General features: G+C 72.6%; 25 protein-coding genes. 7 read left to right on the top strand and 18 right to left on the bottom strand.

The features are described 5' to 3' along the window. From ABZ885_RS09325 to ABZ885_RS09365, 9 genes are all read right to left on the bottom strand, one after another. On the bottom strand, positions 1–1,580 hold a 1,580-nt coding region (locus ABZ885_RS09325; RefSeq protein ID WP_360185445.1), incomplete at its 3' end, for an NADH-quinone oxidoreductase subunit G. Further along, positions 1,577–2,938 (bottom strand): NADH-quinone oxidoreductase subunit NuoF, encoded by a 1,362-nt coding sequence (nuoF, locus tag ABZ885_RS09330; protein ID WP_360185448.1) that lies wholly within the window; start codon positions 2,936–2,938, stop codon positions 1,577–1,579. The genes ABZ885_RS09325 and nuoF, both read right to left, overlap by 4 nt. Further along, positions 2,938–3,828 (bottom strand): NADH-quinone oxidoreductase subunit NuoE, encoded by an 891-nt coding sequence (gene nuoE, locus ABZ885_RS09335; RefSeq protein WP_360185450.1) that lies wholly within the window; start codon positions 3,826–3,828, stop codon positions 2,938–2,940. The genes nuoF and nuoE overlap by 1 nt, the downstream gene beginning before the upstream one ends. Continuing rightward, a complete protein-coding gene (locus tag ABZ885_RS09340) occupies positions 3,825–5,255 on the bottom strand; it encodes an NADH-quinone oxidoreductase subunit D (protein ID WP_360185453.1) in 1,431 nt (476 codons plus the stop codon). The genes nuoE and ABZ885_RS09340 overlap by 4 nt, the downstream gene beginning before the upstream one ends. Beyond that, on the bottom strand, positions 5,255–5,968 hold the full coding sequence (locus ABZ885_RS09345) for an NADH-quinone oxidoreductase subunit C (RefSeq protein ID WP_360185456.1): 714 nt from the start codon (positions 5,966–5,968) through the stop codon (positions 5,255–5,257). The genes ABZ885_RS09340 and ABZ885_RS09345 overlap by 1 nt, the downstream gene beginning before the upstream one ends. After that, positions 5,965–6,519 carry an NADH-quinone oxidoreductase subunit B family protein gene (locus ABZ885_RS09350; RefSeq protein WP_360185459.1) on the bottom strand — a complete coding sequence of 185 codons (555 nt, stop codon included), beginning with the start codon at positions 6,517–6,519 and terminating at the stop codon, positions 5,965–5,967. The genes ABZ885_RS09345 and ABZ885_RS09350 overlap by 4 nt, the downstream gene beginning before the upstream one ends. Positions 6,520–6,635: 116 nt before the next feature. Continuing rightward, a complete protein-coding gene (locus tag ABZ885_RS09355) occupies positions 6,636–6,995 on the bottom strand; it encodes an NADH-quinone oxidoreductase subunit A (RefSeq protein WP_014137597.1) in 360 nt (119 codons plus the stop codon). 472 nt (positions 6,996–7,467) lie between these two features. Beyond that, positions 7,468–8,214, bottom strand: coding sequence for a response regulator transcription factor (locus ABZ885_RS09360; protein ID WP_360185462.1), 747 nt, complete (start codon positions 8,212–8,214; stop codon positions 7,468–7,470). Then, positions 8,211–9,290 (bottom strand): histidine kinase, encoded by a 1,080-nt coding sequence (locus ABZ885_RS09365; RefSeq protein ID WP_360185465.1) that lies wholly within the window; start codon positions 9,288–9,290, stop codon positions 8,211–8,213. Before ABZ885_RS09365 ends, ABZ885_RS09360 begins: the two co-directional genes overlap by 4 nt. 186 nt (positions 9,291–9,476) lie before the next feature. On the opposite strand from ABZ885_RS09365, the gene ABZ885_RS09370 reads away from it, so the two are divergent. Further along, positions 9,477–10,073, top strand: a complete 597-nt coding sequence (locus ABZ885_RS09370; RefSeq protein ID WP_360185468.1) for a hypothetical protein — start codon at positions 9,477–9,479, stop codon at positions 10,071–10,073. A 13-nt stretch (positions 10,074–10,086) separates the two neighbouring features. Here the strand turns inward: ABZ885_RS09370 and ABZ885_RS09375 are convergent, their stop codons facing one another. Beyond that, positions 10,087–11,022 (bottom strand): DMT family transporter, encoded by a 936-nt coding sequence (locus ABZ885_RS09375; protein ID WP_360185471.1) that lies wholly within the window; start codon positions 11,020–11,022, stop codon positions 10,087–10,089. 171 nt (positions 11,023–11,193) lie between these two features. Then, the gene (locus ABZ885_RS09380; protein ID WP_360185473.1) at positions 11,194–11,856 is read right to left on the bottom strand and encodes a CatB-related O-acetyltransferase; all 663 of its coding nucleotides are present in this window, start codon (positions 11,854–11,856) and stop codon (positions 11,194–11,196) included. Positions 11,857–12,022: 166 nt separating this feature from the next. Here ABZ885_RS09380 and ABZ885_RS09385 point away from each other — a divergent pair, with 166 nt between their 5' ends. The 6 genes from ABZ885_RS09385 (at position 12,023) to ABZ885_RS09410 (ending at position 16,289) form a co-directional block, all read left to right on the top strand. Beyond that, the gene (locus ABZ885_RS09385) at positions 12,023–12,640 is read left to right on the top strand and encodes a TetR/AcrR family transcriptional regulator (protein ID WP_360185476.1); all 618 of its coding nucleotides are present in this window, start codon (positions 12,023–12,025) and stop codon (positions 12,638–12,640) included. 127 nt (positions 12,641–12,767) lie between these two features. Next, positions 12,768–13,484 carry a peptidylprolyl isomerase gene (locus ABZ885_RS09390; protein ID WP_360185479.1) on the top strand — a complete coding sequence of 239 codons (717 nt, stop codon included), beginning with the start codon at positions 12,768–12,770 and terminating at the stop codon, positions 13,482–13,484. Between the two features lie 71 nt (positions 13,485–13,555). Further along, positions 13,556–13,885 (top strand): MazG-like family protein, encoded by a 330-nt coding sequence (locus ABZ885_RS09395; protein WP_360185482.1) that lies wholly within the window; start codon positions 13,556–13,558, stop codon positions 13,883–13,885. Between the two features lie 202 nt (positions 13,886–14,087). Continuing rightward, positions 14,088–14,405, top strand: a complete 318-nt coding sequence (locus ABZ885_RS09400) for a type VII secretion target (protein WP_360185485.1) — start codon at positions 14,088–14,090, stop codon at positions 14,403–14,405. Further along, complete coding sequence (locus ABZ885_RS09405) at positions 14,405–15,733, top strand: hypothetical protein (RefSeq protein WP_360185487.1); 1,329 nt, start codon at positions 14,405–14,407, stop codon at positions 15,731–15,733. Before ABZ885_RS09400 ends, ABZ885_RS09405 begins: the two co-directional genes overlap by 1 nt. Positions 15,734–15,800: 67 nt before the next feature. Next, entirely contained in the window at positions 15,801–16,289 is a 489-nt protein-coding gene (locus tag ABZ885_RS09410) for a hypothetical protein (RefSeq protein WP_360185490.1), read from the top strand. Between the two features lie 120 nt (positions 16,290–16,409). Here ABZ885_RS09410 and ABZ885_RS09415 read toward each other — a convergent pair whose 3' ends face one another. The 7 genes from ABZ885_RS09415 to ABZ885_RS09445 form a co-directional block, all read right to left on the bottom strand. Continuing rightward, positions 16,410–17,699 carry a geranylgeranyl reductase family protein gene (locus tag ABZ885_RS09415; protein WP_360185551.1) on the bottom strand — a complete coding sequence of 430 codons (1,290 nt, stop codon included), beginning with the start codon at positions 17,697–17,699 and terminating at the stop codon, positions 16,410–16,412. Positions 17,700–17,883: 184 nt separating this feature from the next. Then, a complete protein-coding gene (locus ABZ885_RS09420; protein WP_360185492.1) occupies positions 17,884–18,579 on the bottom strand; it encodes a demethylmenaquinone methyltransferase in 696 nt (231 codons plus the stop codon). Positions 18,580–18,694: 115 nt separating this feature from the next. Further along, on the bottom strand, positions 18,695–19,282 hold the full coding sequence (locus ABZ885_RS09425; protein WP_360185495.1) for a hypothetical protein: 588 nt from the start codon (positions 19,280–19,282) through the stop codon (positions 18,695–18,697). A gap of 231 nt (positions 19,283–19,513) precedes the next feature. Next, the gene (locus ABZ885_RS09430) at positions 19,514–20,197 is read right to left on the bottom strand and encodes a hypothetical protein (RefSeq protein WP_360185497.1); all 684 of its coding nucleotides are present in this window, start codon (positions 20,195–20,197) and stop codon (positions 19,514–19,516) included. A 12-nt stretch (positions 20,198–20,209) separates the two neighbouring features. Then, the gene (gene mqnC, locus ABZ885_RS09435) at positions 20,210–21,433 is read right to left on the bottom strand and encodes a cyclic dehypoxanthinyl futalosine synthase (RefSeq protein ID WP_360185500.1); all 1,224 of its coding nucleotides are present in this window, start codon (positions 21,431–21,433) and stop codon (positions 20,210–20,212) included. Positions 21,434–21,577: 144 nt separating this feature from the next. Further along, on the bottom strand, positions 21,578–23,746 hold the full coding sequence (locus ABZ885_RS09440) for a serine/threonine-protein kinase (RefSeq protein ID WP_360185503.1): 2,169 nt from the start codon (positions 23,744–23,746) through the stop codon (positions 21,578–21,580). A 291-nt stretch (positions 23,747–24,037) separates the two neighbouring features. After that, a complete protein-coding gene (locus tag ABZ885_RS09445; RefSeq protein ID WP_360185505.1) occupies positions 24,038–25,879 on the bottom strand; it encodes a serine/threonine-protein kinase in 1,842 nt (613 codons plus the stop codon). Positions 25,880–25,887: the final 8 nt, after the last annotated feature.

Below are 25,887 nucleotides of genomic sequence, written 5' to 3' on the forward strand. Positions count from 1 at the left end.
ACCGGGACAACGACCTCGACGACTTCGTCAACCGCATGTGCCTGGGCGACGCCCGGATGTTCCTGCCGGGCCTGAAGCGCGGAGGTGAGTGCGCCGGGGACGGCGGCCAGCCGCTCGCCGGCCAGGATGACCGCGCCGGGGGTGCGCAGCAGCTCGGCGGCGCGGCCGGCGTCGTCGTTCAGCGGCTCGTCGGCGGCGAGCGCGGCCAGCCACTCGGCCTCGGTGCCGGGGGCCGCGGGCAGCAGCGCACCACGCAGCTTGGCCAGGCCCCGGGAGGCGTAGGCGGCGATCGAGTACACCTTGAGGCCGCGGGCCCGGGTGGCCTTGCGCAGCCGCAGGAAGACGATCGGCGACTCCTCCTCGGGCTCGAAGCCCGCGAGCAGGACGGCCGGTGCGGCCTCCAGGCCCTCGTACGTCACTCCGCCGCCGTCGAGGTCCGTGCCGCGGCCGGCGACGGCGGCGGCCAGGAAGTCCGCCTCCTCGCCGCTGTGCGGGCGGGCGCGGAAGTCCACGTCGTTGGTGCCGAGCACCACCCGGGCGAACTTGGCGTAGGCGTAGGCGTCCTCGACGGTGACCCGGCCGCCGGTGAGCACGCCGGTGCGGGCGCCGCGCAGGCCCTCTGCGGCCTTGGCCAGCGCCTCCGGCCAGGAGGCGGGGACCAGCTCGCCGTCCTGCCGGACGAGGGGGGTGGTGAGCCGGTCGCGCTGCTGGGCGTAGCGGAAGGCGAACCGGCCCTTGTCGCAGTTCCACTCCTCGTTGACCGCCTGGTCCTCCCCCGCCAGCCGGCGCAGCACCTTGCCGCGCCGGTGGTCGGTGCGCTGGGCGCAGCCGGAGGAGCAGTGCTCGCAGACGCTCGGCGAGGAGACCAGGTCGAACGGGCGGGAGCGGAAACGATAGGCCGCCGAGGTGAGCGCGCCGACCGGGCAGATCTGGATGGTGTTGCCCGAGAAGTACGACTCGAAGTCGTCGCCCTGGCCGGTGCCGACCTGCTGCAGGGCGCCGCGCTCGACCAGGTCGATGAACGGGTCCCCGGCGATCTGCTGCGAGAAGCGGGTGCAGCGGGCGCAGAGCACGCAGCGCTCGCGGTCCAGCAGCACCTGCGTGCTGATCGGGACCGGCTTCTCGTAGGTGCGCTTCATCCCCTCGAACCGGGAGTCGGCGTCACCGGTGGACATCGCCTGGTTCTGCAGCGGGCACTCGCCGCCCTTGTCGCAGACCGGGCAGTCCAGCGGGTGGTTGATCAGCAGCAGCTCCATCACGCCGCGCTGGGCCTTCTCGGCCACCGGCGAACTGAGCTGGGTGCGGACCACCATGCCCTCCGCCACCGGGATGGTGCAGGAGGCGACCGGCTTGCGCTGGCCCTCGATCTCGACGATGCACTGCCGGCAGGCGCCGGCCGGGTCGAGCAGCGGGTGGTCGCAGAAGCGCGGGATCTGGGTGCCGATCTGCTCGGCGGCCCGGATCACCAACGTCCCCTTGGGGACCTGCACTTCGACGCCGTCGATGGTGAGCGTGACCAGCTCGACCGCGGGCTTGTCGCCCGTGTCGCCCGTGGAGGTGGATGGCTCTGTGATCGTCACGCGTGCACCTCCCTTTCGGTGGCGGACTGGTGGCCGGGGCGGGGGCCGTCGGCCCAGACGGTGGAGGCGGCCGGGTCGAACGGGCAGCGGCGCTCGGCGAGGTGCTGCTCGTACTCGGCCCGGAAGTGCTGGAGCGAGGAGACGATCGGGCTGGCCGCACCGTCGCCGAGGGCGCAGAAGGACTTGCCGTTGATGTTGTCGGCGATGTCGAGCAGCTTCTCCAGGTCGCCGTCGACGCCCTCGCCGGCCTCGATCCGCTTGAGCAGCTGGACCAGCCAGTACGTGCCCTCGCGGCACGGGGTGCACTTGCCGCAGGACTCGTGGGCGTAGAACTCCGTCCAGCGGGTCACCGCCCGGACCACGCAGGTGGTCTCGTCGAAGATCTGCAGCGCCTTGGTGCCGAGCATCGAGCCGGCCGCGCCGACGCCCTCGTAGTCGAGCGGGACGTCGAGGTGCTCGTCGGTGAACATCGGGGTGGAGGAGCCGCCCGGCGTCCAGAACTTGAGCCGGTGCCCGGGCCGGATGCCGCCGCTGATGTCCAGCAGCTGGCGCAGCGTGATGCCGAGCGGGGCCTCGTACTGGCCGGGGTTGGTGACGTGGCCGGAGAGCGAGTAGAGCGTGAAGCCGGGGGACTTCTCGGTGCCCAGGCCCTTGAACCACTCCTTGCCGCGGGCCAGGATCGGCGGCACCGAGGCGATCGACTCGACGTTGTTGACCACGGTCGGGCAGGCGTAGAGGCCGGCGATGGCCGGGAACGGCGGGCGCAGCCGGGGCTGGCCGCGGCGCCCCTCCAGCGAGTCCAGCAGCGCCGTCTCCTCGCCGCAGATGTAGGCGCCGGCGCCGGCGTGCACGGTGATGTCGAGGTCGGTGCCGGAGCCGAGGACGTTCTTGCCGAGCAGCCCGGCGGCGTACGCCTCGGCGACCGCGGCCTGGATCCGGCGGAGCACCGGGACGACCTCGCCGCGCAGGTAGATGAACGCGTGGTCGCAGCGGATCGCGTACGAGGCGATGATCATGCCCTCGATCAGCGCGTGCGGGTTGGCGAACATGAGCGGGATGTCCTTGCAGGTGCCCGGCTCGGACTCGTCCGCGTTCACCACCAGGTAGTGCGGCTTGCCGTCGTTCTGCGGGATGAACTGCCACTTCATGCCGGTGGGGAAGCCGGCGCCGCCGCGGCCGCGCAGGCCGGCGTCCTTGACCAGGGCGATCACGTCGTCCGGGGGCATGGCGAGGGCGGCCTTCAGGCCCTCGTACCCGGAGTGGCGGCGGTAGGTGGCGAGCGTCCAGGGGCGGTTGTCGTCCCAGGACGCGGAGAGCACGGGGGTGAGCAGCTTCTCGGCCGGCTCGGCGGAGGTCATCACGCTTCGGTCCCTTCGTGGCCGGTGCCCTCGGGGCCGGTGCCCTCGGGGCCGGTGGCCTCCGGGCGGGCAGCCTCGGGGTCGGTGCCCTCGGCGTGGTCGGCCTCGGCGTGGTCGGCCTCGGGGCGCGTGCCCTCGGGGCGGGTGCCCTCACGGCCGGGTCCTTCGTGCCGGGGCGAGACGACGCGGGTGCCGCCGGTGCCCGGCAGGGCCTCGCCACGGGCCAGCCGCAGGCCGGCCAGCGACGGCTCGCCGCCCGCGCCGGACTCGTCCACGGCGCCGGGACGCTCGTCGGGGAAGCCGGCCAGGATCCGGGCGGACTCCTTGAAGCTGCAGAGCCGGGCGCCACGGGTGGGGCGGACCTCCCGGCCCGCGCGCAGCCGGTCGACCAGCTGCCGGGCGCTCTCCGGGGTCTGGTTGTCGAAGAACTCCCAGTTCACCATCACCACGGGGGCGTAGTCGCAGGCGGCGTTGCACTCGATGTGCTCGATCGAGATCTCGCCGTCCTCGGTGGTCTCGTTGTTGCGGATCCCGAGGTGCTCCTGGAGCTCCTCGAAGATCTGGTCACCGCCGAGCACCGCGCACAGGGTGTTGGTGCAGACCCCGACGTGGTACTTCCCGGCCGGCCGGCGCCGGTACATGGTGTAGAAGGTCGCGACGGCGGTCACCTCGGCGGTGGTGAGGTCCAACTGCTCGGCGCAGAACCGGATGCCGGTCGGGCTGACGAAGCCCTCCTCGGCCTGCACCAGGTGCAGCAGCGGGAGCAGCGCGGACCGGGCCACCGGGTAGCGGCCGATCAGCTCGGCGGCGTCGGCGGCCAGGCGGGCGTGCACCTCCTCGGGGTACGGCTTGGCCGGCAGTGCCGGCAGTCCGAGTTCCACATTGCTCACCGGTCCACGCCTCCCATCACCGGGTCGATCCCGGCCACCGCGACGATCACGTCGGCGACCTGGCCGCCCTCGCACATCGCCGCCATCGTCTGCAGATTGGTGAACGACGGGTCCCGGAAATGGACCCGGTACGGGCGCGTCCCGCCGTCGCTGACCACGTGCACGCCCAACTCGCCCTTGGGCGACTCGACGGCCGCGTACGCCTGGCCGACCGGGACCCGGAAGCCCTCGGTGACCAGCTTGAAGTGGTGGATCAGGGCCTCCATCGAGGTGCCCATGATCTTGCGGATGTGGTCGAGCGAGTTGCCCATCCCGTCCGGGCCGACGGCCAGTTGGGCGGGCCAGGCGATCTTCTTGTCGGCCACCATGACCGGACCGGGGCGGAGCCGGTCCAGGCACTGCTCGACGATCCGCAGCGACTGGCGCATCTCCTCCAGCCGGATCAGGAAGCGGCCGTAGGAGTCGGCGCTCTCGGCGATCGCGACCTCGAAGTCGTAGTCCTCGTAGCCGCAGTACGGGTCGGTCTTGCGCAGGTCGTGCGGCAGACCGGTGGCGCGCAGGATGGGGCCGGTGGCGCCGAGTGCGAGGCAGCCGGGGAGGTCGAGGAAGCCGACGTCGACCAGGCGGGCCTTGAACACCGGGTTGCCGGTGGCCAGCTTGTCGTACTCGTGCATCCGCGAGCGGAGCGTCTTCACCGCCTCGCGGATCTGGTCGACGGCGCCGGGCGGGAGGTCCTGGGCGAGGCCGCCGGGGCGGACGTAGGCGTGGTTCATCCGCAGGCCGGTGACCAGCTCGAAGACGTCCAGGATCAGCTCGCGGTCACGGAACCCGTAGATCATCAGGGTGGTGGAGCCGATCTCCATGCCGCCGGTGGCCAGGCAGACCAGGTGCGAGGAGATCCGGTTGAGCTCCATCATCAGCACCCGGATCACGCTGGCCCGGTCCGGGACGTCGCCGGTGATGCCGAGCAGCTTCTCGACCGCCAGGCAGTAGGCGGTCTCGTTGAACAGCGGAGTCAGGTAGTCCATCCGGGTCACGAAGGTGGTGCCCTGGACCCAGCTGCGGAACTCCATGTTCTTCTCGATGCCGGTGTGCAGGTACCCGATGCCGCAGCGGGCCTCCTTCACCGTCTCGCCGTCGATCTCCAGGATCAGCCGCAGCACGCCGTGGGTGGACGGGTGCTGGGGGCCCATGTTGACGATGATGCGTTCGTCGTCGGCCCGGCCGACCGCCTCGACCACCTCACCCCAGTCGCCGCCGGTGACGGTGAAGACCCGGCCCTCGGTGGTCTCGCGGGCCGCCGCGTGCTGGGCCTCCTCCTGCCCGGACTCCGCGTTCTGCGGCCCCGGGTCCTGCGGTCCCGAGTGCTGCGGTCCCGGGTCCTGCGGTCCGGAGTTCTGGGCCCCTTCGTAGTGCTGAGTACTCATCAGCTGTACGACCTCCGCTGGTCGGGTGCCGGGATCTGGGCGCCCTTGTACTCGACGGGGATGCCGCCGAGCGGGTAGTCCTTGCGCTGCGGGTGCCCCAGCCAGTCGTCCGGCATCATGATCCGGGTCAGCCCGGGGTGGCCCTCGAAGACCAGGCCGAAGAAGTCGTAGGCCTCGCGCTCGTGCCAGTCGTTGGTCGGGTAGACGCTGACCACGGACGGGATCCGCGGGTCGGAGTCCGGCGCGGTCACCTCCAGCCGGATCAGCCGGCCGTGGGTGATCGAGCGCAGGTGGTACACGGCGTGCAGCTCGCGGCCCTGGTCGCCCGGGTAGTGGACGCCGCTCACGCCGAGGCAGAGCTCGAAGCGGAGCGCCGGGTCGTCGCGGAGGGTGCGGACGGTCCGCAGCAGGTGCTCGCGGGCGACGTGGAAGGTGAGCTCGGAGCGGTCGACGACGGTCTTCTCGATCACGTCCGCCGGGTCGAGACCCTGCTCCTCGAGCGCCCCCTCCAGCTCGTCCGCGACCTCGTCGAACCAGCCCCCGTACGGGCGCCGGCTCGCGGGCGGGAGGGCGACCGGGGCGGTGAGGCCGCCGAAGCCGGAGGTGTCACCGCTGCCCTTGGCGCCGAACATGCCCTGGCGGCGGCCGACCACCTCGACCGGGATCTCGCGGACCGGCTGCTCGCGCCGGGTCTCGGGCACCTGGTCGTTCATCGCAGCAGCCCCCGCATCTCGCTGACCGGGGTGGCCTTCAGCGCCAGCGCCTCGCCCAGCTCCTCGGCCCGGCGGCGGTTCGCGCCCAGCGGCTCGTGCTGGATCTTGTCGTGCAGCTTCAGGATGGCGTCCATCAGCATCTCCGGGCGGGGCGGACAGCCGGGCAGGTAGATGTCCACCGGGACGATGTGGTCGACGCCCTGCACGATCGCGTAGTTGTTGAACATCCCGCCCGAGGAGGCGCAGACACCCATCGAGATGACCCACTTCGGGTTGGCCATCTGGTCGTACACCTGGCGCAGCACCGGGGCCATCTTCTGGCTCACCCGGCCCGCCACGATCATCAGATCGGCCTGCCGGGGGGAGCCGCGGAAGACCTCCATGCCGAACCGGGCCAGGTCGTAGCGGCCGGCTCCGGTGGTCATCATCTCGATCGCGCAGCAGGCCAGTCCGAAGGTGGCCGGGAAGAGCGACGCCTTGCGCACCCAGCCCGCGGCCGTCTCCACACTCGTGAGCAGAAAGCCGCTCGGCAGCTTCTCCTCGATTCCCATCAGATTCCTCTCAATGCCCTCGGTGCCCTCAAGTCCTCTGGTTCGTCCGGCCGTTCGGGCTCGTCCGTCGGTCCGGGCTTGTCCGCCCGTTCACAAGGCCGGCGGCCGCCCCGCGCTCAGTCCCACTCCAGGCCGCCGCGGCGCCAGACGTAGGCGTAGGCGACGAAGACGGTGGCGATGAAGAGGAGCATCTCGACCAGGCCGAAGATCCCCAGGGCGTCGAAGCTCACCGCCCACGGGTAGAGGAAGACGATCTCGATGTCGAAGACGATGAAGAGCATCGCCGTCAGGTAGTACTTGATCGGGAACCGACCGCCGCCCACAGGCTGCGGGGTCGGCTCGATGCCGCACTCGTACGCCTCCAACTTGGCCCGGTTGTAACGCTTCGGGCCGGTCAGTGAGGCCATCACGACGGAGCCGACCGCGAACGCCGCCGCGATGGCACCGAGTACGAGGATCGGCGCGTAGGCATTCATAGCCCCCGCTCCCTCCGTCCAGTCGTCCTTGACTGCAGATCGGAACCGACGGGTCACGCTGTGGTGGACCCGCGTTCCAGTTCCCGAGATCCACCTCATGTGAGGCAGTTCACAAAGCCTGGAACGAGCGCATCCTATGCCCGTCGGCTTGTGATCTGCGACACGCAGTTCGCCGGGATCTTTGTGATCTACGCCACCCCTGGAATGGTGGCGAAAGCGAACATGCCCAGAATTGTCAACGCAAAGGAGTCAAATGGTCACAACTAGTCGCATTCCTCTGCGAAGCGGCTGGTCAGAGCCACGCTCCTATATCAACTATGCTCCGCCGAGAGCAAATTTCCGGGCGTCATGTTGACGTGTTATAGCGCCTCACTCGGAGGGGTGGCGGGACTCCGAACGCCTGCTTGACCCTTCGTTCACAAGCGCGCGAGGGCCGCCGGAGGTGGGGCGGGACGACGGTGCGGCCGGGTGCTCAGGCCCCGGTTTCCCACACCCAGGCGGCGATGCCGACGCGGTTCCGGGTGCCGAGCTTCCGTTGGATCGTGGCCAGGTGGTTCTTCACCGTCCCGGCGGTGATGAACAGCTCCGAACCGATCTCCGCGTTGGTCGCCCCGCCGGCGACGAGCTGGGCGATCTCCACCTCGCGCGGAGTGAGTTCCTCGATCAACGCCGGGCGCTGTTGGTCCTGCGCGCTCCGCGAGATCGTCCGTTCCTGCTTCTCCCGCTCCGGCCCCTGGCCGTAGCCCTGTCCCCGTCCGTGCCCGTGCTCCTGCGTCTGTCCCGGCCCCTGCGCCTGGCCCTGGCCCTGGCCCGACAGCTGCCGCAGCAGTCGGACGGTGACCTGCGGGCTGATCAGTGCGTCCCCGGCAACCGCAGCCCGGACGGCCTCCGCAAGCAGCGCCGGCCCCGAGCGCTTCAGCAGGAACCCGGCCGCTCCCGCGTGGATCGCCGCGTGGACGTACTCGTCCAGGTCGAAGGTGGTCACCACGACCACCCGGAACTCCCCGGCCAACCTCCGGGTCAGCTCCAGCCCGTCCAGCCGGGGCATCCGGATGTCCGCGAGGATCACGTCCGGCTTCAGCCGGCCGGCCTCCTCCACCGCCACCTCGCCGTCCTCGGCCTCACCCACCACCTCGATGTCCGGCTGCGCGTCCAGAATGATCCGGTACGCACTGCGGATCGCCTCGTCGTCGTCCGCGAGAAGGACCCGGATGCTCATCGACCCTCCAGTGGCATCGTTGCCGTCACCCGCCAGCTGTCCGCACCCGTCCGGCCGGAGGCCAACGACCCGCCCAGCGCCTCCACCCTGGCCGCCAGCCCGGCCAGTCCGCTTCCGCCCCGACGGGCCTCGCCCAGCCGCGGCCCGGACGGCTGCGGGCCGCCACCGTCGTTCTGCACCGTGACCTCCAGCCGCCGCCCTTCGCGCCGCACCCGGACGTCCACCACACGTGCGGCGGGTGCGTGCCGGCGGACGTTCGTCAGTGCCTCGACCACGATCCGGTACGCCGTCGCCGCCACCTCCCGGGGTATGCCGGGCTGGTCCGGCGGGACGTCCAACCGCACGGTGGCGCCGCCGGACTCCGCGAACCGGTCGGTGAGGGCGCCGAGTTCGGCCAGGCCGGGCTGCGGTCCCCGTTCTGCACCGTCCGCCTCCTCGCCGCGCAGCAGGTGGACGGTCCGGTCGAGCGAGGCCAGCGCCTGCAGCCCAGCCTTCTCTATCCGCTCGAACAGGGCCGCGGCCCGGATCGGGTCGGAGGCGGCCAGCACCATGCCGGCCTGCGCCTGAGCGACCATGCCACTGACGTCATGCGCGACGAAGTCGTGCAGGTCATGGGCGAGTTCGAGCCGCTGGGCGCGCCTGGCGGCGGCCACCGAGCGGCGCCTGGTCTCGTCCAGCCCGCGCAGGTACAACCCGGCCAGCACCGCCGGCAGTGCGAACACCGAGCCGAATCCGAAGAGCGTCAGCGCCTCTCCCGGCCCGACGATCACCGCGAACCGGGACGGCCAGAGCGCGACCGCGCCGCCGATCGTCCAGGCCGCCGCCGCGGACCGCCGCCCGTCCTCGGCCCGCAGCGCCAGCAGCAGGAGCAGGAGCAGGAGGGCGAGTTCGAGCAGGCCGACCACGCCGGGCCAGCGGTCGGATTCGGCCCACCGGCCCGCGGCCCAGACACCGGCCGTGGCAACCACGGAGACCACCCCGGCCGCACCGGCCACCGCCACCACCCCGTACCGCGCCCGCACCGCCCAACCGAGCAGCACGACCGCCGGGACCGCCAACGACAGGATCTGACTCATCGTCGCCTCCTTCCTGATGTCAGCGTACGGACCCGGCCGACCGGCCACCTGTGCCGATCGGCATATTTCCGCACGCCTGTTGAGCAGCAGGAACAGCCCGATCGGCACTGCCTCCCGGTGCGGCCGACCGCCAGGCTTGAACCGTCGGACCGGCCACCGGGGCCGGCCGGGAGGGAGTCCACCACCATGACCGTCACGACCGCTGCCACAGCACCGTCGACCACGACCGGCGCGGCGGCCCCCGTCGCCCGGGGCGCCCGGCCGGCCACCACCGCGGCGCCCGCCCCGCGCTGGGCCGAGCTGGCCGCCCGGGCCACCGTCTGGACCACCGTGCCGTCCGGGCTCTGGCGGATCGCGTTCGGCCTCGGCATCCCGGTCGGCTTCAGCGGTGAGTTCGCCGAGGCGGCCGCCCGGCACAACCCCGGCTGGGGCACCGCCTACGTGGTGGTGCTGAGCGCCCTCGCGGAGACGCTGGCCTTCCTCACCGTCGGCCTGGTCCGCCCGTGGGGCGAGGTGGTGCCGCGCTGGATCCCGCTGATCGGCGGCCGTACGGTCCGCCCGCTCGCCGCGGTCGTCCCGGCCGCCGCCGGCTCCGCGGTGCTGACCTGGCTCGGCATGACGGCCCTGTTCGGCGGCTGGCAGAGCAACATGAGCGATCCCGACGCGCCGCACGGCGTGGCCGGTCTCGTCATGACCCTCTGCTACCTCCCGCTGGTCGCCTGGGGCCCGCTCCTCGCGCTCGTCACCTTCGCCTACGCCCGCCGCACCCTGGGGCGCCGGTGACGAGGGCGGCCGGTCACACCGGGGCGGGTTCCGCCGCCTCCTGTGCCGTCCGCGCCGCGTCCCGGCCCGGGTCGGCGGCGGTACGGCGGCCCCACTCGGTGGCCACCAGGACGAGGGCACCTCCCAGCAGGGCGAGCGGCCGGAGGTGGTTGCCGGCCAGGGTGATGCCGAAGGCCGCGGCCCAGAGCGGTTCGGTGCCGAGCAGCAGGCTGACCCGGGACGGCGAGGTGGCGCGGACGGCCCACATCTGCACGAAGAAGGCGAACAGCGTGCAGAGCAGCGCCAGATGCAGCAGCCAGGCCCACTGGGTGGGCCCGTACGAGGCGGCGACCGTCCACGGCAGCGGTCCGACGAACGGCGCGACGACGGCGAACACCAAGGTCGCGGTCGCCAGTTGGACCCAGGTGAGGGCCAGCACGTCGGTGTCCCGGATCGACCGGAGGCGGGACGTGGTCAGCACGTTCGCGGTCCGCACCACCGCTGCTCCCAGGACCAGCAGGTCGCCCGGCGACGGGGCCTTCAGCCCGTCGCCTCCGGTCAGCAGCGCGACTCCCAGCACAGCCAGTCCGGCAGCGGCAAGGAATGCCCGCGGCAACGGCGTCCGAGCGAGCGCGCTCTCCGCGAGAGGAGTGAACACCATGGTGAGGCTGATGATCAGGCCGGCGTTGGTGGCCGAGGTGTGCACCGCACCGTAGGTCTCCAGCAGGAAGACACCGCCGAGCACCAGCCCGAGGAGCGCACCACCAGCCCATTCGGCCCGGCACATCCCCCGCAGCCCCCGCCAGGCGACCACCCCCAGCACCGGCAGGACGAGGCCGAAGCGCAGCACCAGCATCGCCACCACCGTCCCCGGCTCGGCCACCCGCTGGACGGCGAGAAAGCTCGACCCCCACACCACCGCGACCAGCAGAACAGGCACATCACGCAGGAAGGACGACGAACCGCGCATGAACAGGACCCCTCCGGAGCGAACGGAACCGACGAGGAGATTCCCGTACGACGTCGGACGGATCTCGGGCCAGGGGAGGCCCCCCACCAAGGGCCCGCCATCTTCGCGCACCCGATAGTCGGCGATCAACGGTTTTCGAATGCCGGACGCGGGCCGCCATCCCGGCCACCGTCAGCGGGCGATCAGGCCGTTGGCCTCCGCAATGGCCTCGATGTCGGCGGGCGTACCGGCCATGATGGCGCGGACGTGCTCGGTGACGAGCTCGACCGGCCAGTCCCACCAGGCGGCGCGCAGCAGGCGGTCGACGTCCGCCTCGTCGAAGCGCCTGCGGATCGGACGGGCCGGGTTGCCGCCGACGATGGTGTACGGCTCGACGTCGGCGGTGACCACGGCACCGGCGGCGATGATCGCACCGTCGCCGATCCGCACGCCGGGCAGCACGGTGGCCCCGTGCCCGAACCAGACGTCGTTGCCGACCACGGTGTCACCCCTGCTGGGGAGACCGGTCACGATGTCGAGGGTCCGCTCGGTCCAGCTGCCGCCGAACATGGTGAACGGGAAGGTGGAGACCCCGACGGTGGGGTGGGCGGCACCGGCCATCAGGAAGCGGGTCCCGGTGGCGATCGCGCAGTACTTGCCGATCACCAGCTGCTCGGGGCCGTAGGCGTAGAGCACGTTGCGCTCCTCGAAGCGGGTGGCGCCGTCAGGGTCGTCGAAGTAGGTGTACTCGCCGACCTGGATCCGCGGGTCGGTGACCAGCGGGCGGAGCAGGACGACGCGGTCGTGCCCGGCGAGCGGGTGCAGGGCGGTGTGGTCGGGGATGGCGGCGGTCATGAAGCTCCTTGACAACTCAACAGTGAACGACGCGAGGAGCGTCGATGGATTCGAGCGGCGGGCCCGGCGGAGCGGCCGGCCACTCGAAATGCGACTGAAGTCGCATTAAGATGAGGATGACATGGTGCCATCGCCATCGCAAGCCTTAACGCGACTGGAGTCGACTTTGAACGAGGAAAACCGGACCCCCACCCCCCGACCCGGCGGGCGCAGCGCCCGGGTGCGCGCGGACGTCGTCGCCGCCACGCTCGCCGAGGTCACCGAGAAGGGGTACGACGGGCTGACCGTCGACGCGGTCGCGGCCAGGTCCGGGGTGCACAAGGCCACCCTCTACCGCCGCTGGGGCGGGGTGGACGGCCTGATCGCCGAGGCACTGACCTCCTCCGCCGACCAGCCGTGGCCGCTTCCCGACACCGGCGAGCTCGTCGGCGACCTGCGCCTGATCACCCACGAGGTCTTCGCCGTCTTCACCGATCCCGAGCTGGGGCCGACCCCGACTGCGCTCATCACCGCCGCCCAGCGCTCCGACGTCGGAGCGGCCGCCCTCCGTGCTTTCTTCGCCGCCCGCCACCGGCAGGCCGCCGAGGTGGCGGAGCGGGCCGTCGAACGCGGCGAACTGCCCGCCGGCACCGACGGCACCGAGGTGATCCGGGCCGCCACCGCGCCGCTCTACTACCGACTCTTCGTGACCGGCGAACCCCTGGACGCCCGCACCGCCGAGCGGGCCGCCGACATCGCCGCCCTCGCCGCCCGCTCCGGCCTGTTCGCCCCGGAGACCGGCTGACCCCGCACACACGGCGTCCACCAACGCCCCCGCGCGCAAGCCCACCCATGCCGCCGCACGGGCGCACCGCCCGCACCGCGCGCCCCGCCGTCTATCGCATCCACCCCGCGCCGTGGATGATGTCGCCATGACAACACTGCCGTCCACCACCCCCCGGAAGGCCCGTCACGTGAAGCGCAAGCACTGGGCGTTGCTCGCCGTCGCCACCGTCCTCCCGCTCGTCGCCACCACCGGCACCGCCGCCGCGGCCACCCCGCCGACCACGCCGGCGCCGGCCACACCCACCACCTGCACGTACACCCCGGCGGTGCCCGCCGACAACTTCAAGGGCATCCCGGTCTTCGACGCCAGAAAGGCCGCCAAGCCGTACAGTGCAACGCTGAAGACCAGTCAGGGCGCGATCACCTTCCAGGCGCTGACCGCAGAGGCGCCCTGCACCACGTTCTCGTTCCGTTTCCTCGCCGAGCACGACTACTTCGACCGCAGCCACTGCCACCGCCTCACCACCCAGCGGATCTTCGTCCTGCAGTGCGGCGACCCGACCGGCACCGGAAGCGGTGGCCCCGGCTACTCCTTCCCGGACGAGAACCTGACCGGCGCCACCTATCCCGCCGGCACCGTGGCGATGGCCAATGCGGGCCCGAACACCAACGGCAGCCAGTTCTTCTTCGTCTGGAAGGACACCAAGCTCTCCCCCGCCTACACCCCGTTCGGCCGGGTCACCGCGGGCCTCGACGTGCTGCAGAAGATCGCCGCCGGCGGCGAGGACGACCAGAACAACCCGGGCGACGGGTTCCCGAACCTTCCGGTGAACATCCGCAACGTCCGGATCAGCACCCGCTGAGCGCCTGAACCACCCCGCCGCGCTCCCGTACGGTGGCAGCACCACATCGAGGCCGTACGGGAGCACAGCGCATGGACAGCAGGATCTGGGAGAGCGTCGAGCACGTGGTCGCCTGGCTGGACGAGGAGAGCCGGCTCTCGCCCCAGGAGGAGCGGTTGCTCCGGATCATCAAGCTGTCGGAGGAGGTCGGCGAGGTCGGCGCCGCGGTGATAGGCGCCACCGGGCAGAACCCCCGCAAGGGCGTCACCCACACCTGGGAGGACGTCCAGCACGAGCTGTGCGACGTGGTGTTCTCGGCGCTGATCGCCCTGCGCACGCTGACCCCGGACGCCGCCCGGGTCTTCGCCGAACGGCTGGCCTACGTCGAGCAGCGGTCGGCAACCAGCCGCCGGGACGACTGAACCGCACCGGGACCGCCTCGCGAGCCGGCCCCGTCCACCCAACTCCTCATCGGCCAGCCACAATCGGCTGAACGCCCAACGCCTAACGCCCAACGCCCAACGCCCAACGCCCAACGCCTGCAAGCCGATCACCCGGAACCCTACGGCGCCAGAGCACGTCCCCCACAGAGGGACGACGTTTCCGAGCAGAGGGGGCTCAGAGTTGAGCGGATACATTTCGGAACCCGAACGGCTACCGGTGCAGGCCGGCCGGCTGGACGAGGCGGCGCGGAAGCTCACCACGGCGAACACCGGGTTCGGTGAGTCTGACGCCACCGCTCGCCGCCACGCCGACTGGAGGGTCGGCGGCTCGCTCGGCGGCTGCGCCACCCGGTGGGAGGCGGAGACCAAGCGGACGATCGAGGCAATGCGGCAGCTCGCACAGGGCCTGCGGGTCACGGCGGACAACTACAACCGGCAGGAGGACGCCGTCGCCGACGGGCTGCGCCGCGCCGCCACGCTGCTGGAGGGGAACGGCTGATGCCGCCTGCCGACAACGACGGCCCCGACGGCCGCGACAAGGTGGTCACCCCGGGACACGAACGCCGCTTCGACAAGCCGGTCACGGTGCCCCAACTGCGCGCGTGCTCCCCGGACGCCTTCCACCGGGCCGCCGAAGAGTGGGACAAGCTGTCCTCAGCCGCCGCGGAGGCGCGCTTCGAGGCGGTCGACGTCCTCTCGACGCTCCAGGAGGGCTGGAGCGGCGAAGCAGCCGAGCTCGGACGCCGCTCGCTCGCCGACCTGATCGACGAACTATCCATCGCCGAGCAGGAGATGGAGGCCGCGAAGCTGACCCTGGGCAACGCCGCGGACGGCCTGACGCTGGCCCGGCGGTGGATGGCGGAGGCCGACGACCTCGCCCGGCAGCACGGCCTCTCGGTCAAGGACGACGGCGACATCGAGTTCCCGTCCTGGGCCGGCCACACCAACGACCCGGACGGTCAGGCCGAGGCACGGAACCTGGCCACCGTCGCCGGGGACGTTCGCAACCTGGTGAAGTCGGCCCTGACCTACGCAGCCGACGTCAGTGACACTGCCGGGAACGAGCTCGACCGCATCAGGGCGTCCGTCGACTACGACCGGCTCGACCAGTGGACGACCCGGGTCGTCGGCGAGGACCTCGCCGCTGCCCGGGACATGCGCAAGGTCTTCAGTGGCGAAGGCGGCGTCCTACTCCCCCCAGACCCGTATGACCGGGGCGCCGGAGCCTACAACTCCGAGGAACCGACCGACCGGGACCGCAAGCTCGCCAACACCCTGGGCGCGGGCATGATCGGTCTGCCCTTCCAGTCCGGCGACGTCAACGCGAGCGCCACCATGGCGCACTACCTGTCCGGCACAGGGGAACCGCTCGGGCTCGACGTCGAGGACATGCTGAAGGACATCCCCGACTTCCAGGACAGCGTCAACACCACCCTCGACGGCAACCTGCCCGGCTGGCAGGCCGAGGCGCTCGCGGAGTACCGGCGGACCGGCAAGCCGGTCACCCTGGTGCAGCAGACCGGCTGGCAGCCCATGTCCGCTACGCCGGAGAGCAGCAAGGACTGGTTCTACGCGGTGGGCTCGTTCCACTACAACACGCAAGCGAAGATCGAGGTGAAGCCGACCAGTCCGGGCGCCCCGCCGGAGGTGACGGTGACCTACCAGACCCATGTCCGGGACCGGTACAACTGGGACCACGGCAAGTCGACCGAGGTGCCGGGCATCGGCATCGTGACCGATGACGACATGCAGCGCCTGCACCGGACCGGCTTGGCCCAGGAGTTCGACATGGGCGGCAACAGCGACATGCGGACCAGGAAGCTCTGACCCGATGACGACCCCACCAGCGCCATCACGGCCGTCATCACCGTCACCTTCGCATCCGCCGCGGCCGGTGGTGCTGCGGTGGCTGCTCGCCGGGTTCCTCGGGCTGTGCGTGGTGTTCACGGTCTCGGTGGTCGCGTGGGGTGTGGTCGCGCTGACCCGGGACCACACCCGACCGGAGACCGACCTGAGCCGGGCCGAGCGACTGGCGGGGCTGAGCGACGAGCAGCATCCGGGGAAGGGGCGGTACTACATCGCAGCGGACGCGGTGCTCGCCCGGGCGCCGGACGGCACGGCCACCGGCTATCTGCACTACCGGCTGGGCGGAGGCATCGACGTCAACGTGGAGGACTTCCTGCGCACCTACGACCTTCCGCAGCCCGGCGGCCCGGCGCCCCTGCCGGAGGACCTGAAGGCTGCGCTGCCCGGCGACGAGCCTGCCGACGCGGCCCTGCTGCCCGGGGATCCGGGCAGCAGCGGCCACCGTCAGGTCTGGGTGGTGCCATCGCCCACCGGCCTCCAGGGCGCCGGGGACATCTACGTGCGCGCCACGGGCTGAGCCGCCGCCCGCACCGAACCCCTACCCGGCTGAACCCGCACCCGGCCGGTGAACCCCGTACCCGGCCGGGCCCACCCCGGCCGGGCGGCCGCCGGAGGCGCGGCCGCGGGCCGGCGGACGTCAGGCGTTCGGGGCGACCTTGGCCAGGCCGTTGATGATGCGGTCCATGGCGTCGCCGCCCTGCGGGTCGGTGAGGTTGGCGAGCATCTTGAGGACGAACTTCATCAGGATCGGGTGGGTCAGGCCCCGCTGGGTGGCGAGCTGCATGACCTTGGGGTTGCCGATGAGCTTCACGAAGGCGCGGCCGAGGGTGTAGTACCCGCCGTAGACGTCCTTGAGGATGCGCGGGTAGGCCTGGAGGGCACGCTCGCGGCCCGCCTCGGTGACCCGGGCGTGGGCCTGGACGATGACGCCGGCGGCGATCTGGCCGGATTCCATCGCGTAGGCGATGCCCTCGCCGTTGAACGGGTTGACCATGCCACCCGCGTCGCCGACCAGCAGCAGGCCGCGGGTGTAGTGCGGCTGCCGGTTGAAGGCCATCGGCAGGGCGGCGCCGCGGATCGGGTCGGTCATGTTCTCGGGGGTGTAACCCCACTCCTCCGGCATGCTGGCGCACCAGGCCTTGAGCACCTCGCGCCAGTCCAGCTCGCCGAAGGCCGGCGAGGAGTTGAGGATGCCGAGGCCGACGTTGGAGGTGCCGTCGCCCATGCCGAAGATCCAGCCGTAGCCGGGCAGCAGCTTCCGCTGACCGCCCCGGGTGTCCCACAGCTCCAGCCAGGACTCGAGGTAGTCGTCGCCGTGGCGCGGGGAGGTGAAGTACGTCCGGTAGGCGACGCCCATCGGGCGGTCCTCGCGGCGGTGCAGGCCCATGGCGAGGGAGAGCCGGGTGGAGTTGCCGTCGGCGGCGACGACCAGCGGAGCGCGGAAGGTCACGGCGCGCTTCTCGTCACCGAGCCGGGCGGTGACACCGACGATCCGGCCGGTCCGGTCGTCCAGCACCGGGCCGCTGACGTTGCACCGCTCGTACAGCCGGGCGCCCGCCTTCTCGGCCTGACGGGCCAGGAGCTCGTCGAAGTCGGCGCGCTTGCGCACCAGGCCGTAGTCGGGGAACGCGGACAGCTCCGGCCAGTCGAGCTCCAGCCGGACGCCGCCACCGATGATCCGCAGGCCCTTGTTGTGCAGCCAGCCGTTCTCGGTCGACACGTCGATGCCCATGTCGACCAGCTGCTTGGTGGCGCGCGGGGTCAGGCCGTCGCCGCAGACCTTCTCGCGCGGGAACGAGGTCTTCTCCAGCAGCAGCACGTCCAGACCGGCCTGGGCGAGGTAGTACGCGGTGGTGGACCCGGCCGGGCCCGCGCCGACCACGATGACGTCCGCGGTGCTCTCCACGGGGCTGTCCGGCTTCGTCAGGTCGGCTGCGGTTTCGGACACGGTGGGCACTCTCCTGGAGCTGCGGCTGGGGGACGGCGGCTGTCCCCCGCAGTCTAGTTGCCGTCCCGGAGCCGGATCCGACGGCGGCACCCGCCCCGGCCCCTGCGGCCGGGCACTCGGAAGCGGGCGCGCGGGCCCCTTCCCCGCGCGCCCCGGCCCCGCGTCAGGAGACCTTGTACGCCCGGTGCAGCGCGACGATCCCGCCGGTGAGGTTGCGCCAGGCGACCTTGGACCAGCCGGCCTCCTGGAGCTTCGCTGCCAGCGCGGGCTGGTCCGGCCAGGAGCGGATGGACTCGGCGAGGTAGACGTACGCGTCCGGGTTGCTGCTGACCGCGGTGGCGACCGGCGGCAGCGCGCGCATCAGGTACTCGGTGTAGACCGTGCGGAACGGCGTCCAGGTCGGGGTCGAGAACTCGCAGATCACCAGCTTGCCGCCGGGCTTGGTGACCCGGAACATCTCCCGCAGCGCGACGTCGGTGTCGTGCACGTTGCGCAGGGCGAAGGAGATCGTCACCGAGTCGAAGGTGCCGTCGGCGAACGGGAGGCTGGTGGCGTCCCCGGCGGTGAGCTGCAGCTCGGGGTGGCGCTTCTTCCCCTCGCTGAGCATGCCGACCGAGAAGTCGCACGGGACGACCTTGGCTCCGGCCTCCACGAAGGGCAGGGAGGAGGTGCCGGTGCCGGCCCCGAGGTCGAGCACGAGGTCACCCGGTCCGGCGGCCACCGCCTCGGCCACCGCCCGGCGCCAGGCGCGGGCCTGGCCGAGGGAGATCACGTCGTTGGTGCGGTCGTACTTCGCCGCGACGTCGTCGAACATGGCGGCGACTTCGTGCGGCTGCTTGTCCAGAGAGGCTCGGGTCACGCCCCCATTGTTCACCCTGACACCGGCCGCCCGGGCAAGGGGGCACACCGGACCCCCGCCCGGCCCCACCTCACACCGGCCCGCCCCGTCGCCGCGCGACCGGTCCGGACCCCGCTCAGTGGTGGCCGCGGCGCCCGCCCGCACGGCGCTTGCGGCGCGAGCGCTTGCCCTGGGTTATCGCCGGCATCCCGTCCGGCAGGGCCCCCGTGGCGAGCGCGACGGTGGTGGCGAACCGCCCCTGGCCGGTGCGGATGGCGAGCGCACGGCGGTGCCGGCGGATGCGCAGCACGCAGACCAGGAAGAGCAGCCCGGCCACCGGCACACTGATCCGGGCCAGGCCGACGCCGACCGGCTGCGGGTAGGTGTCGCCGCAGATCCGGACCGCGCCGGGGTCGTCTGCGGCGTGTTCCAGGCAGACCGCGTCGCCGACCTTGGTGCCGTCGGCCAGCGGCAGCGCGGCCGCGGTGTGGGGCTGGCCGGCGGCCCGGTAGCTGACGGTCGAGTACGAACCGCCGCCCGTCGGCAGCTGGGTGACGACGCCGTCCACTCTCACCGGGTGCGCACCGATCCGGTCGGCCTGCTCGGCCTGACGCCAACCGAGCAGGCACATGCCGACGGCCAGCACGGCGCTGAGCACGGCGGTGAGGTACCAGCCACGGCCCAACCGCGGGGAGCGCGGCGGGGGGACGGTCGCGGATCGCATGGTTCCTGTCCTGGCTTGCCTTCGGGGTCTGGGACGGGCCCCGCCGCCCGCGGGGGACGGGCGGTTGTGGTGAGGGTACGGAGTGAACTGACCGGGATCGTATCCGCTGGCGGGCCCTCAGGTCACGACGAAGGGTCAATCAGACCATATGGTCGGCGGCCGAGTTCGGCAGTACACGGAGGAAGTCCGGTGCGCCACAAAGGAGTCGGACTACCCGCGAGTACCGGACCGTCAGCGCCGCCGGTGGACCAGCCGCCCGGCCAGCACGGTGGCCAGCGAGCCGCCGGGGCGCGGCACGACGTCACCGGGGTGCGGCGCCACATCACCGGGGCGCGGCGCGGGATCGCCGGCACCCCCGGGAGCACCGGACAGCCCGAAGACCGCGAAGTCGGCCGGGCCGCCGACCGACAGCCGGCCGTGCACCGCCGCCGCGAGCGGCAGCACGGCGAGCGGATCCAGCGGGCCCTCCGTCCCGGGCGTGCCGGGCAGCGCGGTCAGCCCCGAGCGGGTCACCGCCGTCCGCACCGAGGCGCGCTCGAACGGCCCGGCCACCGCGGTCACTCCGAAGCCGAGCATCCGCTGCAGTCCGCGCCGTGCGCTCGCCCCGCAGCGGGTCTCGTCGGCCGACTCGGGCAGGCCCCCCGGCACCGGCGCGTCCCCGATCTCCTCGCGGGGATCGGGGTGGTACGCGCGTTCCAGCAGCCAGTGCCCGTACGGGTTGCGCAGGCCGGGCGTGAGCAGGGCGTCGCCCCAGTCCCGCAGCCGGGCCTGCGGGTGGGCGGCGGCCAGCTCGGCGTACGGGCCGAGGCCGGCGATCCACCCGTCCTGCACCAGCACCGCCCCGTCGGCGAGCGACGGGGCGGTGGGGTCGGCGGGATCGGGCAGCACCAGGGCGGCCCGGTGGAGGGTCAACACCGCAGCGGGGCCTCAGGCGTTGTCGAGGATCTTCAGCTCGGGGTGCGCGGTGCCGCCCTCGATCGCCGTGGAGGCGATGTGCGAGGCGACCCGCGGGTCGACCGGGTCGTTGGCCGGGTCGTCCAGCACCCGCAGGTGCTCGTAGGTGGTCGAGCGCTGGGCCGGGACGCGGTCGGCGGCCCGGATCAGGTGGATCAGTTCGCTGAGGTTGGAGCGGTGCTTGGCACCGGCCATCGAGACGACGTTCTCCTCCAGCATGACCGAGCCCAGGTCGTCCGCGCCGTAGTGCAGCGACAGCTGGCCGGCCTCCTTGCCGGTGGTCAGCCAGGAGCCCTGGATGTGGGCGACGTTGTCGAGGAACAGACGGGCGATCGCGATCATCCGCAGGTACTCGAAGACGGTCGCCTGGGTCGACCCCTTCAGGTGGTTGTTCTGCGGCTGGTAGGTGTACGGGATGAAGGCCCGGAAGCCGCCGGTGCGGTCCTGCACCTCACGGATCATCCGCAGGTGCTCGATCCGCTCGGCGTTGGTCTCGCCGGTGCCCATCAGCATGGTGGAGGTGGACTCCACGCCCAGGCCGTGGGCGGCCTCCATGATCTCCAGCCAGCGCTCGCCGGACTCCTTGAGCGGGGCGATCGCCTTGCGCGGCCGCTCCGGCAGCAGCTCGGCGCCGGCGCCCGCGAACGAGTCCAGGCCCGCCTTGTGGATCCGGGTGATGGCCTCCTCGATCGAGACGCCCGAGATCCGGGACATGTGCTCGACCTCGGAGGCGCCCAGCGAGTGGATCACCAGCTGCGGGAAGTCCGCCTTGATCGCCGAGAACGCGCGTTCGTAGTACTCCACGCCGTAGTCCGGGTGGTGCCCGCCCTGGAACATGACCTGGGTGCCGCCCAGTTCGACCGTCTCCGCGCAACGGCGCAGGATCTCGTCGAGGTCGCGGGACCAGCCCTTGTCGCTCTTCGGCGCCACGTAGAAGGCGCAGAACTTGCACGCCGTCACACAGACGTTCGTGTAGTTGATGTTGCGCTCGATGATGTACGTCGCGATGTGCTCGGTGCCGGCGTAGCGACGGCGGCGCACCGCGTCGGCGGCGGAGCCGAGCGCGTGCAGCGGCGCCGAGCGGTAGAGCTCCAGCGCCTCCTCCGGGGTGATCCGGCCGCCGGCGGCGGCCCGGTCGAGCAGGGCCTGCAGGTCGGTGCTGGGCGCATCGAGGGTGGTCGCTGCGAGCTCGGACACCTGGCGGCCTTCTCTCTGTCGGGTACTGCTGCGTGTTCCAGTGCCTCCGGAGGCTTCCGGGTACGGCCGAACCAGCCTACGCCAGGGCATTCCGGCCGCCGCGTCAGCCCGCTGCCTGCACCGCGTCGTCCGCGCGCGACCGCCTCAGTCCTTCTTCCGCAGCACCACGAACCGTTCCGGCTGGGTCAGGTCCATGCTGTAGCGGAGGCTGCCGTCGGGCAGCATCATGACCTGGGGGTAGGACACCCCGTCGGGGGTGCCGCACCTCTCACCGGGCGAGGAGCCCGTCACCTTCGACGCGTAGGTGACCAGGCTCTCGTCGGCGTCGGTGAGCGTCCAGGCGCCCTCGCACCAGGTGCCGGCCTTCGGCGTCTCGGTGCGGATCCTGCTCTTCTGCTGGCTCGGCGCCGACTGGGCGATCGTGAGGGTGACGGTGGTGACGTCCCCGTTGGCGGCCTGGCGCTCACCGGTCCACGTCCCGAGGAACTTCGCGGGAATGATGCCCGGCCCCGGGTCCGTGGGGGACGGATGCGGCGCGGGGCTGTCGTCGGCCGGATCGGACGCGTCGTCGGTCGGCTCGGGGCTCTTCGAATCCGGGGCGCCGGGCCCCGTGCGGCCCCCGGTCGGGACGGTCTTCGCAGGTTTCGACGTGGTGGCGGACGCGCCGGCCTGCCGGTCGTCGTCCCGCAGCCGCTCGGTCAGCAGGTACCCGCCGCCCAGCAGCAGCACGACGACAAGCACGCCCGCCAGGGCGCCGTACCCCCGTCGGCCGCGCGGCCGCTGCGGGTGCGGCACGTGGCCCGGCACCGGGGCCAGGGTCTGAGCCTGGGTCGGGCCGTACGGTCCGACGGGCCCCGAGCCCGGCGGGCCGAAGCCGGGGGGAACCGGCGGCCCGAACCCGGGCGCACCGGGAGCACCGGGAGACCCGGCCGCGCCGTCGCCCGGTGCGGCCTTCGCCGCCTCGGCCGCTCGCGCCGCCCTCGCCGCCTCGACAACCGTCCAGCCTCCCGTGGACGCATGGGCTGCGGGAGCCGTCGTCGGGGCCGACGCCACGGGGGCGGTCGCCATGGGGCCGGTCGTCACCGGGGTGGCCCGGGGCGGCGTGGTGGGGGCGGCCGGGGGCGGAGTCGCGGGCGCGGGCCCGGACCGGGGCGCAGCCGCCGGAGCTGCGGGAGGAACAGGAGGACCATCGGGAGCAGGGGAAGCAGGGGAAGCAGGAGAAACAGGGGCAGCAGGGGCAGCAGGGGCAACAGGGGCAACAGGGGCAACAGCAGAAGCAGCGGCCGCAGGCACGGCAGGCGCCACGGTCGGCGGCGCCGGCACGGTCGCCGGAGCCGCCGTTGCCACCGGCCCGGCCGTCGGTGCAGCAGCGCCACCCCTCGCGGCCTCCCCCGCCCCTGCCTCCCGTTCCCCCTCCAGGTCCAGCAGTTGCACGGCGCTGCGCCCGACCGCCGCCGCCAGCGACGCCGGCAGCCAGTTGCCGTGTGCCAGCCGGGCGGCGGCCTCGCCGTCGCCGTCCAGGCGCTCCCGCAGCTGCCCGGGCGTGGGACGGGCGGCCGGGTCCTTGGCCAGGCAGTCGCGCACGATCACGCGCAGCGGACCGGCCAGCCCGGAGAGGTCCGGCTCCTCGTGCAGCACCCGGTAGAGCAGGACAGGAGCGCTCACCCCGGAGCCGAACGGCTGAATGCCCGTCGCCGCGAAGGCGAGCACCGTGCCGAGCGAGAAGACGTCGCTGGGCGGCCCGGCGGGCAGCCCGCTCGCCTGTTCGGGTGACATGAAGCCGGGCGAGCCGAACACCTGGCCGGACTGGGTGAGCACGGTGGCGGAGTCCAGCGCCCGGGCGATGCCGAAGTCGATCAGCCGCGGCCCGTCCAGGGTCAGCAGCACGTTGGAGGGCTTGACGTCCCGGTGCACCAGCCCGAGGCCGTGCACATGGGTGAGCGCCTCGGCGAGCCCGACGCCGAGGGTCCGTACGGTCGGCTCGGGAAGCGGTCCGAACTCGCGCACGGCGTCGCCGAGCGCGGGTCCGGCGACGAAGCCGGTGGCGACCCAGGGGTGGCCGCCCTCGGTGTCCGCGTCGAGGACCGGTGCCGTCCAGGTGCCGCCGACCCGCCGCGCCGCCGCGACCTCGTGGCGGAACCGGGCCCGGAACTCGGCGTCCCCGGCCAGGTCATGGCGGACCACCTTGACGGCGACGGTCCGCCCGCCCGCGGTCCGCCCGAGGTAGACCCGGCCCATCCCGCCGGCACCGAGCTGCCGCAGCAACCGGTACTCGCCCACCTGACGCGGATCGTCCGCTGCCAGCGGCTCCATGCCCCCACGCTCCCCTCGACGCCCGACGCGGCCGGCCCCGCCTCACGCGTCCCGGTCCAGACGCTATCGGTCCATGGCCTTCCACGGACCGAGATCATGGTCACGAAATGATCGTCAGATCATCGCAGGGCCAACGCGATCAGGCTCGCGTGCTCCCGACCCGGCGCCAGCGCGCTTCCCTCAGACTGCTGCCTCACTCTGGCTCACGACTGCCTCATGGCTGCCTCGGAGCTTCCTCGGAGCATCGTCGGCGCTCGCGCGAAGCTCCCTCAAGGCGCCGTCAACGCGCCCTCAGCCCGGCTTCCGCAACGTCCCGGACGGGTTCCCGGCCAGCGGGTCGGCCGAGGTGAAGCGGATCGTGCCGTCCTTCTGCAGGGTGAGCGTCTCCGCGTTGGAGCCGCCGGTGCACGCGCCGGGGAAGGAGGAGCGGACCAGCCGGGAGGTGAAGACCAGCTTCTCCTCCGACGCCGAGTTGAGCGTCCACGCCCCGTCGCAAGCGACCGAGATCAGACCGGTGACAGCGGTGCGGCTGGTGGTGTTCTCCTGCCCGATCGCGGCCGGGCCGACGGTGAGCGTGACGGTGCCGGCGGGCAACCCCTTCTCGGTCGTCATGCCCCCGCTCCAGGTGCCGAGGAAGCGCGCCGGCACGAGGCTCGGGCCGCCCGACGCGGCATTGGTGGGCGCCGCGGTGGTGGGCGTTGCGGTGGTGGCAGGCGCGGAGGCGTCCGAGGCCGAGGTCGCGGATGCCGAGGCCGCGGGCGGCGGCTGGGTGACGCCGGTCGCGGCGGTGGACGCCGAGGTGTCCGCGATCACCTGGCCCGACGAGTCCGTCCACCCGAAGAGACCGAACTTCACGGCGGCGAAGCCCAGCACGGCCACCGTCACCCCCACGACCGCCACCACCCGACGCATCTGCCGCCGGTCCGGCCCCGTCCGCCCCGCGGACGGCACGGTCGCCATCGACGGCACCGGCTGCCCCACCGAGGCCATCGAAGCCCCTGCGGCCACCGGCGCCCCTGAGGCCACCGGCACCACCGGCACCACCGACTGCGCCGGGAACGCCCGGTCGACCGGCATCCCCTCACCCACCGTGGGAGTCCACACCGGAGGCGTCGCGCCCAGCGACGCCCCCGCCGGAGCAACGGCCGGAGCAACGGCCGCCGGCCCTGCCCCGCTCGCCCCTCCCCCTGCCCCGCTCGCCCCTCCCCCGGTCCGGTCCCCTTCCTCCTCGCCCTCCAGGTCCAGCAGCCGGACGGCGCTCCGCCCCACCTCCGCCGCCAGCGCGGACGGCAGCCAGCCACCGCGCCCCAGCCGGACGGCCGCAGCGCCGTCGCCGTCCAGCCGCTCCCGCAGCTGCCCGGGCGTCGGACGGGCGGCCGGGTCCTTGGCGAGGCAGTCGCGCACGATCGCACGGAGGGGACCGGTCAGCCCGGAGAGGTCGGGCTCCTCGTGCAGCACCCGGTAGAGCAGGACGGCGACGCTCACGCCCTCCCCGAACGGCTGAATGCCCGTCGCCGCGTACGCGAGCACCGCGCCGAGCGAGAAGACGTCGCTGGGCGGTCCGGCGGGCAGCCCGTTCGCCTGTTCTGGTGACATGAAGCCGGGGGAGCCGACCACGTACCCGGACTGGGTGAACCCGCTGGTGGAGTCCAGCGCCCGGGCGATGCCGAAGTCGATCAGCCGCGGCCCGTCCAGGGTCAGTAGCACGTTGGAGGGCTTGACGTCCCGGTGCACCAGCCCGAGGCCGTGCACATGGGTGAGCGCCTCGGCGAGCCCGATCCCCAGGCTGCACACCGCCTGCTCGGGCAGCGGCCCGAACTCCTTGACGGCGGCGCCGAGCGCGGGACCGGCGACGTAACCGGTGGCGACCCAGGGGTGCCCGCCGTCGGTGTCCGCGTCCAGCACGGGTGCCGTCCAGGTGCCGCCGACCCGCCGCGCCGCCGCGACCTCCTGGCGGAACCGGGCCCGGAACTCGGCGTCCTCGGCCAGTTCGCCGCGCACCAGCTTGACCGCCACGGTGCGGCCGCCGGCCGTCCGGCCGAGGTAGACCCGGCCCATCCCGCCCGCGCCGAGCCGGCGCAGCAGACGGTACTGGCCCACCTGACGCGGGTCGTCCGACCCCAGTGCCTGCATCCCCCGCA

It is taken from the genome of Kitasatospora sp. NPDC047058, from assembly GCF_040643935.1.
Taxonomy (GTDB): Bacteria; Actinomycetota; Actinomycetes; order Streptomycetales; family Streptomycetaceae; genus Kitasatospora.

Bases quoted from the DNA above. Each gene is read 5' to 3' on its own strand.
- nuoF (WP_360185448.1), bottom strand. From the start codon at position 2,938: ATGACCTCCGCCGAGCCGGCCGAGAAGCTGCTCACCCCCGTGCTCTCC.
- ABZ885_RS09340 (WP_360185453.1), bottom strand. From the start codon at position 5,255: ATGAGTACTCAGCACTACGAAGGGGCCCAGAACTCCGGACCGCAGGAC.
- ABZ885_RS09345 (WP_360185456.1), bottom strand. From the start codon at position 5,968: ATGAACGACCAGGTGCCCGAGACCCGGCGCGAGCAGCCGGTCCGCGAG.
- ABZ885_RS09350 (WP_360185459.1), bottom strand. From the start codon at position 6,519: ATGGGAATCGAGGAGAAGCTGCCGAGCGGCTTTCTGCTCACGAGTGTG.
- ABZ885_RS09355 (WP_014137597.1), bottom strand. From the start codon at position 6,995: ATGAATGCCTACGCGCCGATCCTCGTACTCGGTGCCATCGCGGCGGCG.
- ABZ885_RS09360 (WP_360185462.1), bottom strand. From the start codon at position 8,214: ATGAGCATCCGGGTCCTTCTCGCGGACGACGACGAGGCGATCCGCAGT.
- ABZ885_RS09365 (WP_360185465.1), bottom strand. From the start codon at position 9,290: ATGAGTCAGATCCTGTCGTTGGCGGTCCCGGCGGTCGTGCTGCTCGGT.
- ABZ885_RS09370 (WP_360185468.1), top strand. From the start codon at position 9,477: ATGACCGTCACGACCGCTGCCACAGCACCGTCGACCACGACCGGCGCG.
- ABZ885_RS09375 (WP_360185471.1), bottom strand. From the start codon at position 11,022: ATGCGCGGTTCGTCGTCCTTCCTGCGTGATGTGCCTGTTCTGCTGGTC.
- ABZ885_RS09380 (WP_360185473.1), bottom strand. From the start codon at position 11,856: ATGACCGCCGCCATCCCCGACCACACCGCCCTGCACCCGCTCGCCGGG.
- ABZ885_RS09390 (WP_360185479.1), top strand. From the start codon at position 12,768: ATGACAACACTGCCGTCCACCACCCCCCGGAAGGCCCGTCACGTGAAG.
- ABZ885_RS09395 (WP_360185482.1), top strand. From the start codon at position 13,556: ATGGACAGCAGGATCTGGGAGAGCGTCGAGCACGTGGTCGCCTGGCTG.
- ABZ885_RS09405 (WP_360185487.1), top strand. From the start codon at position 14,405: ATGCCGCCTGCCGACAACGACGGCCCCGACGGCCGCGACAAGGTGGTC.
- ABZ885_RS09425 (WP_360185495.1), bottom strand. From the start codon at position 19,282: ATGCGATCCGCGACCGTCCCCCCGCCGCGCTCCCCGCGGTTGGGCCGT.
- ABZ885_RS09440 (WP_360185503.1), bottom strand. From the start codon at position 23,746: ATGGAGCCGCTGGCAGCGGACGATCCGCGTCAGGTGGGCGAGTACCGG.
- ABZ885_RS09445 (WP_360185505.1), bottom strand. From the start codon at position 25,879: ATGCAGGCACTGGGGTCGGACGACCCGCGTCAGGTGGGCCAGTACCGT.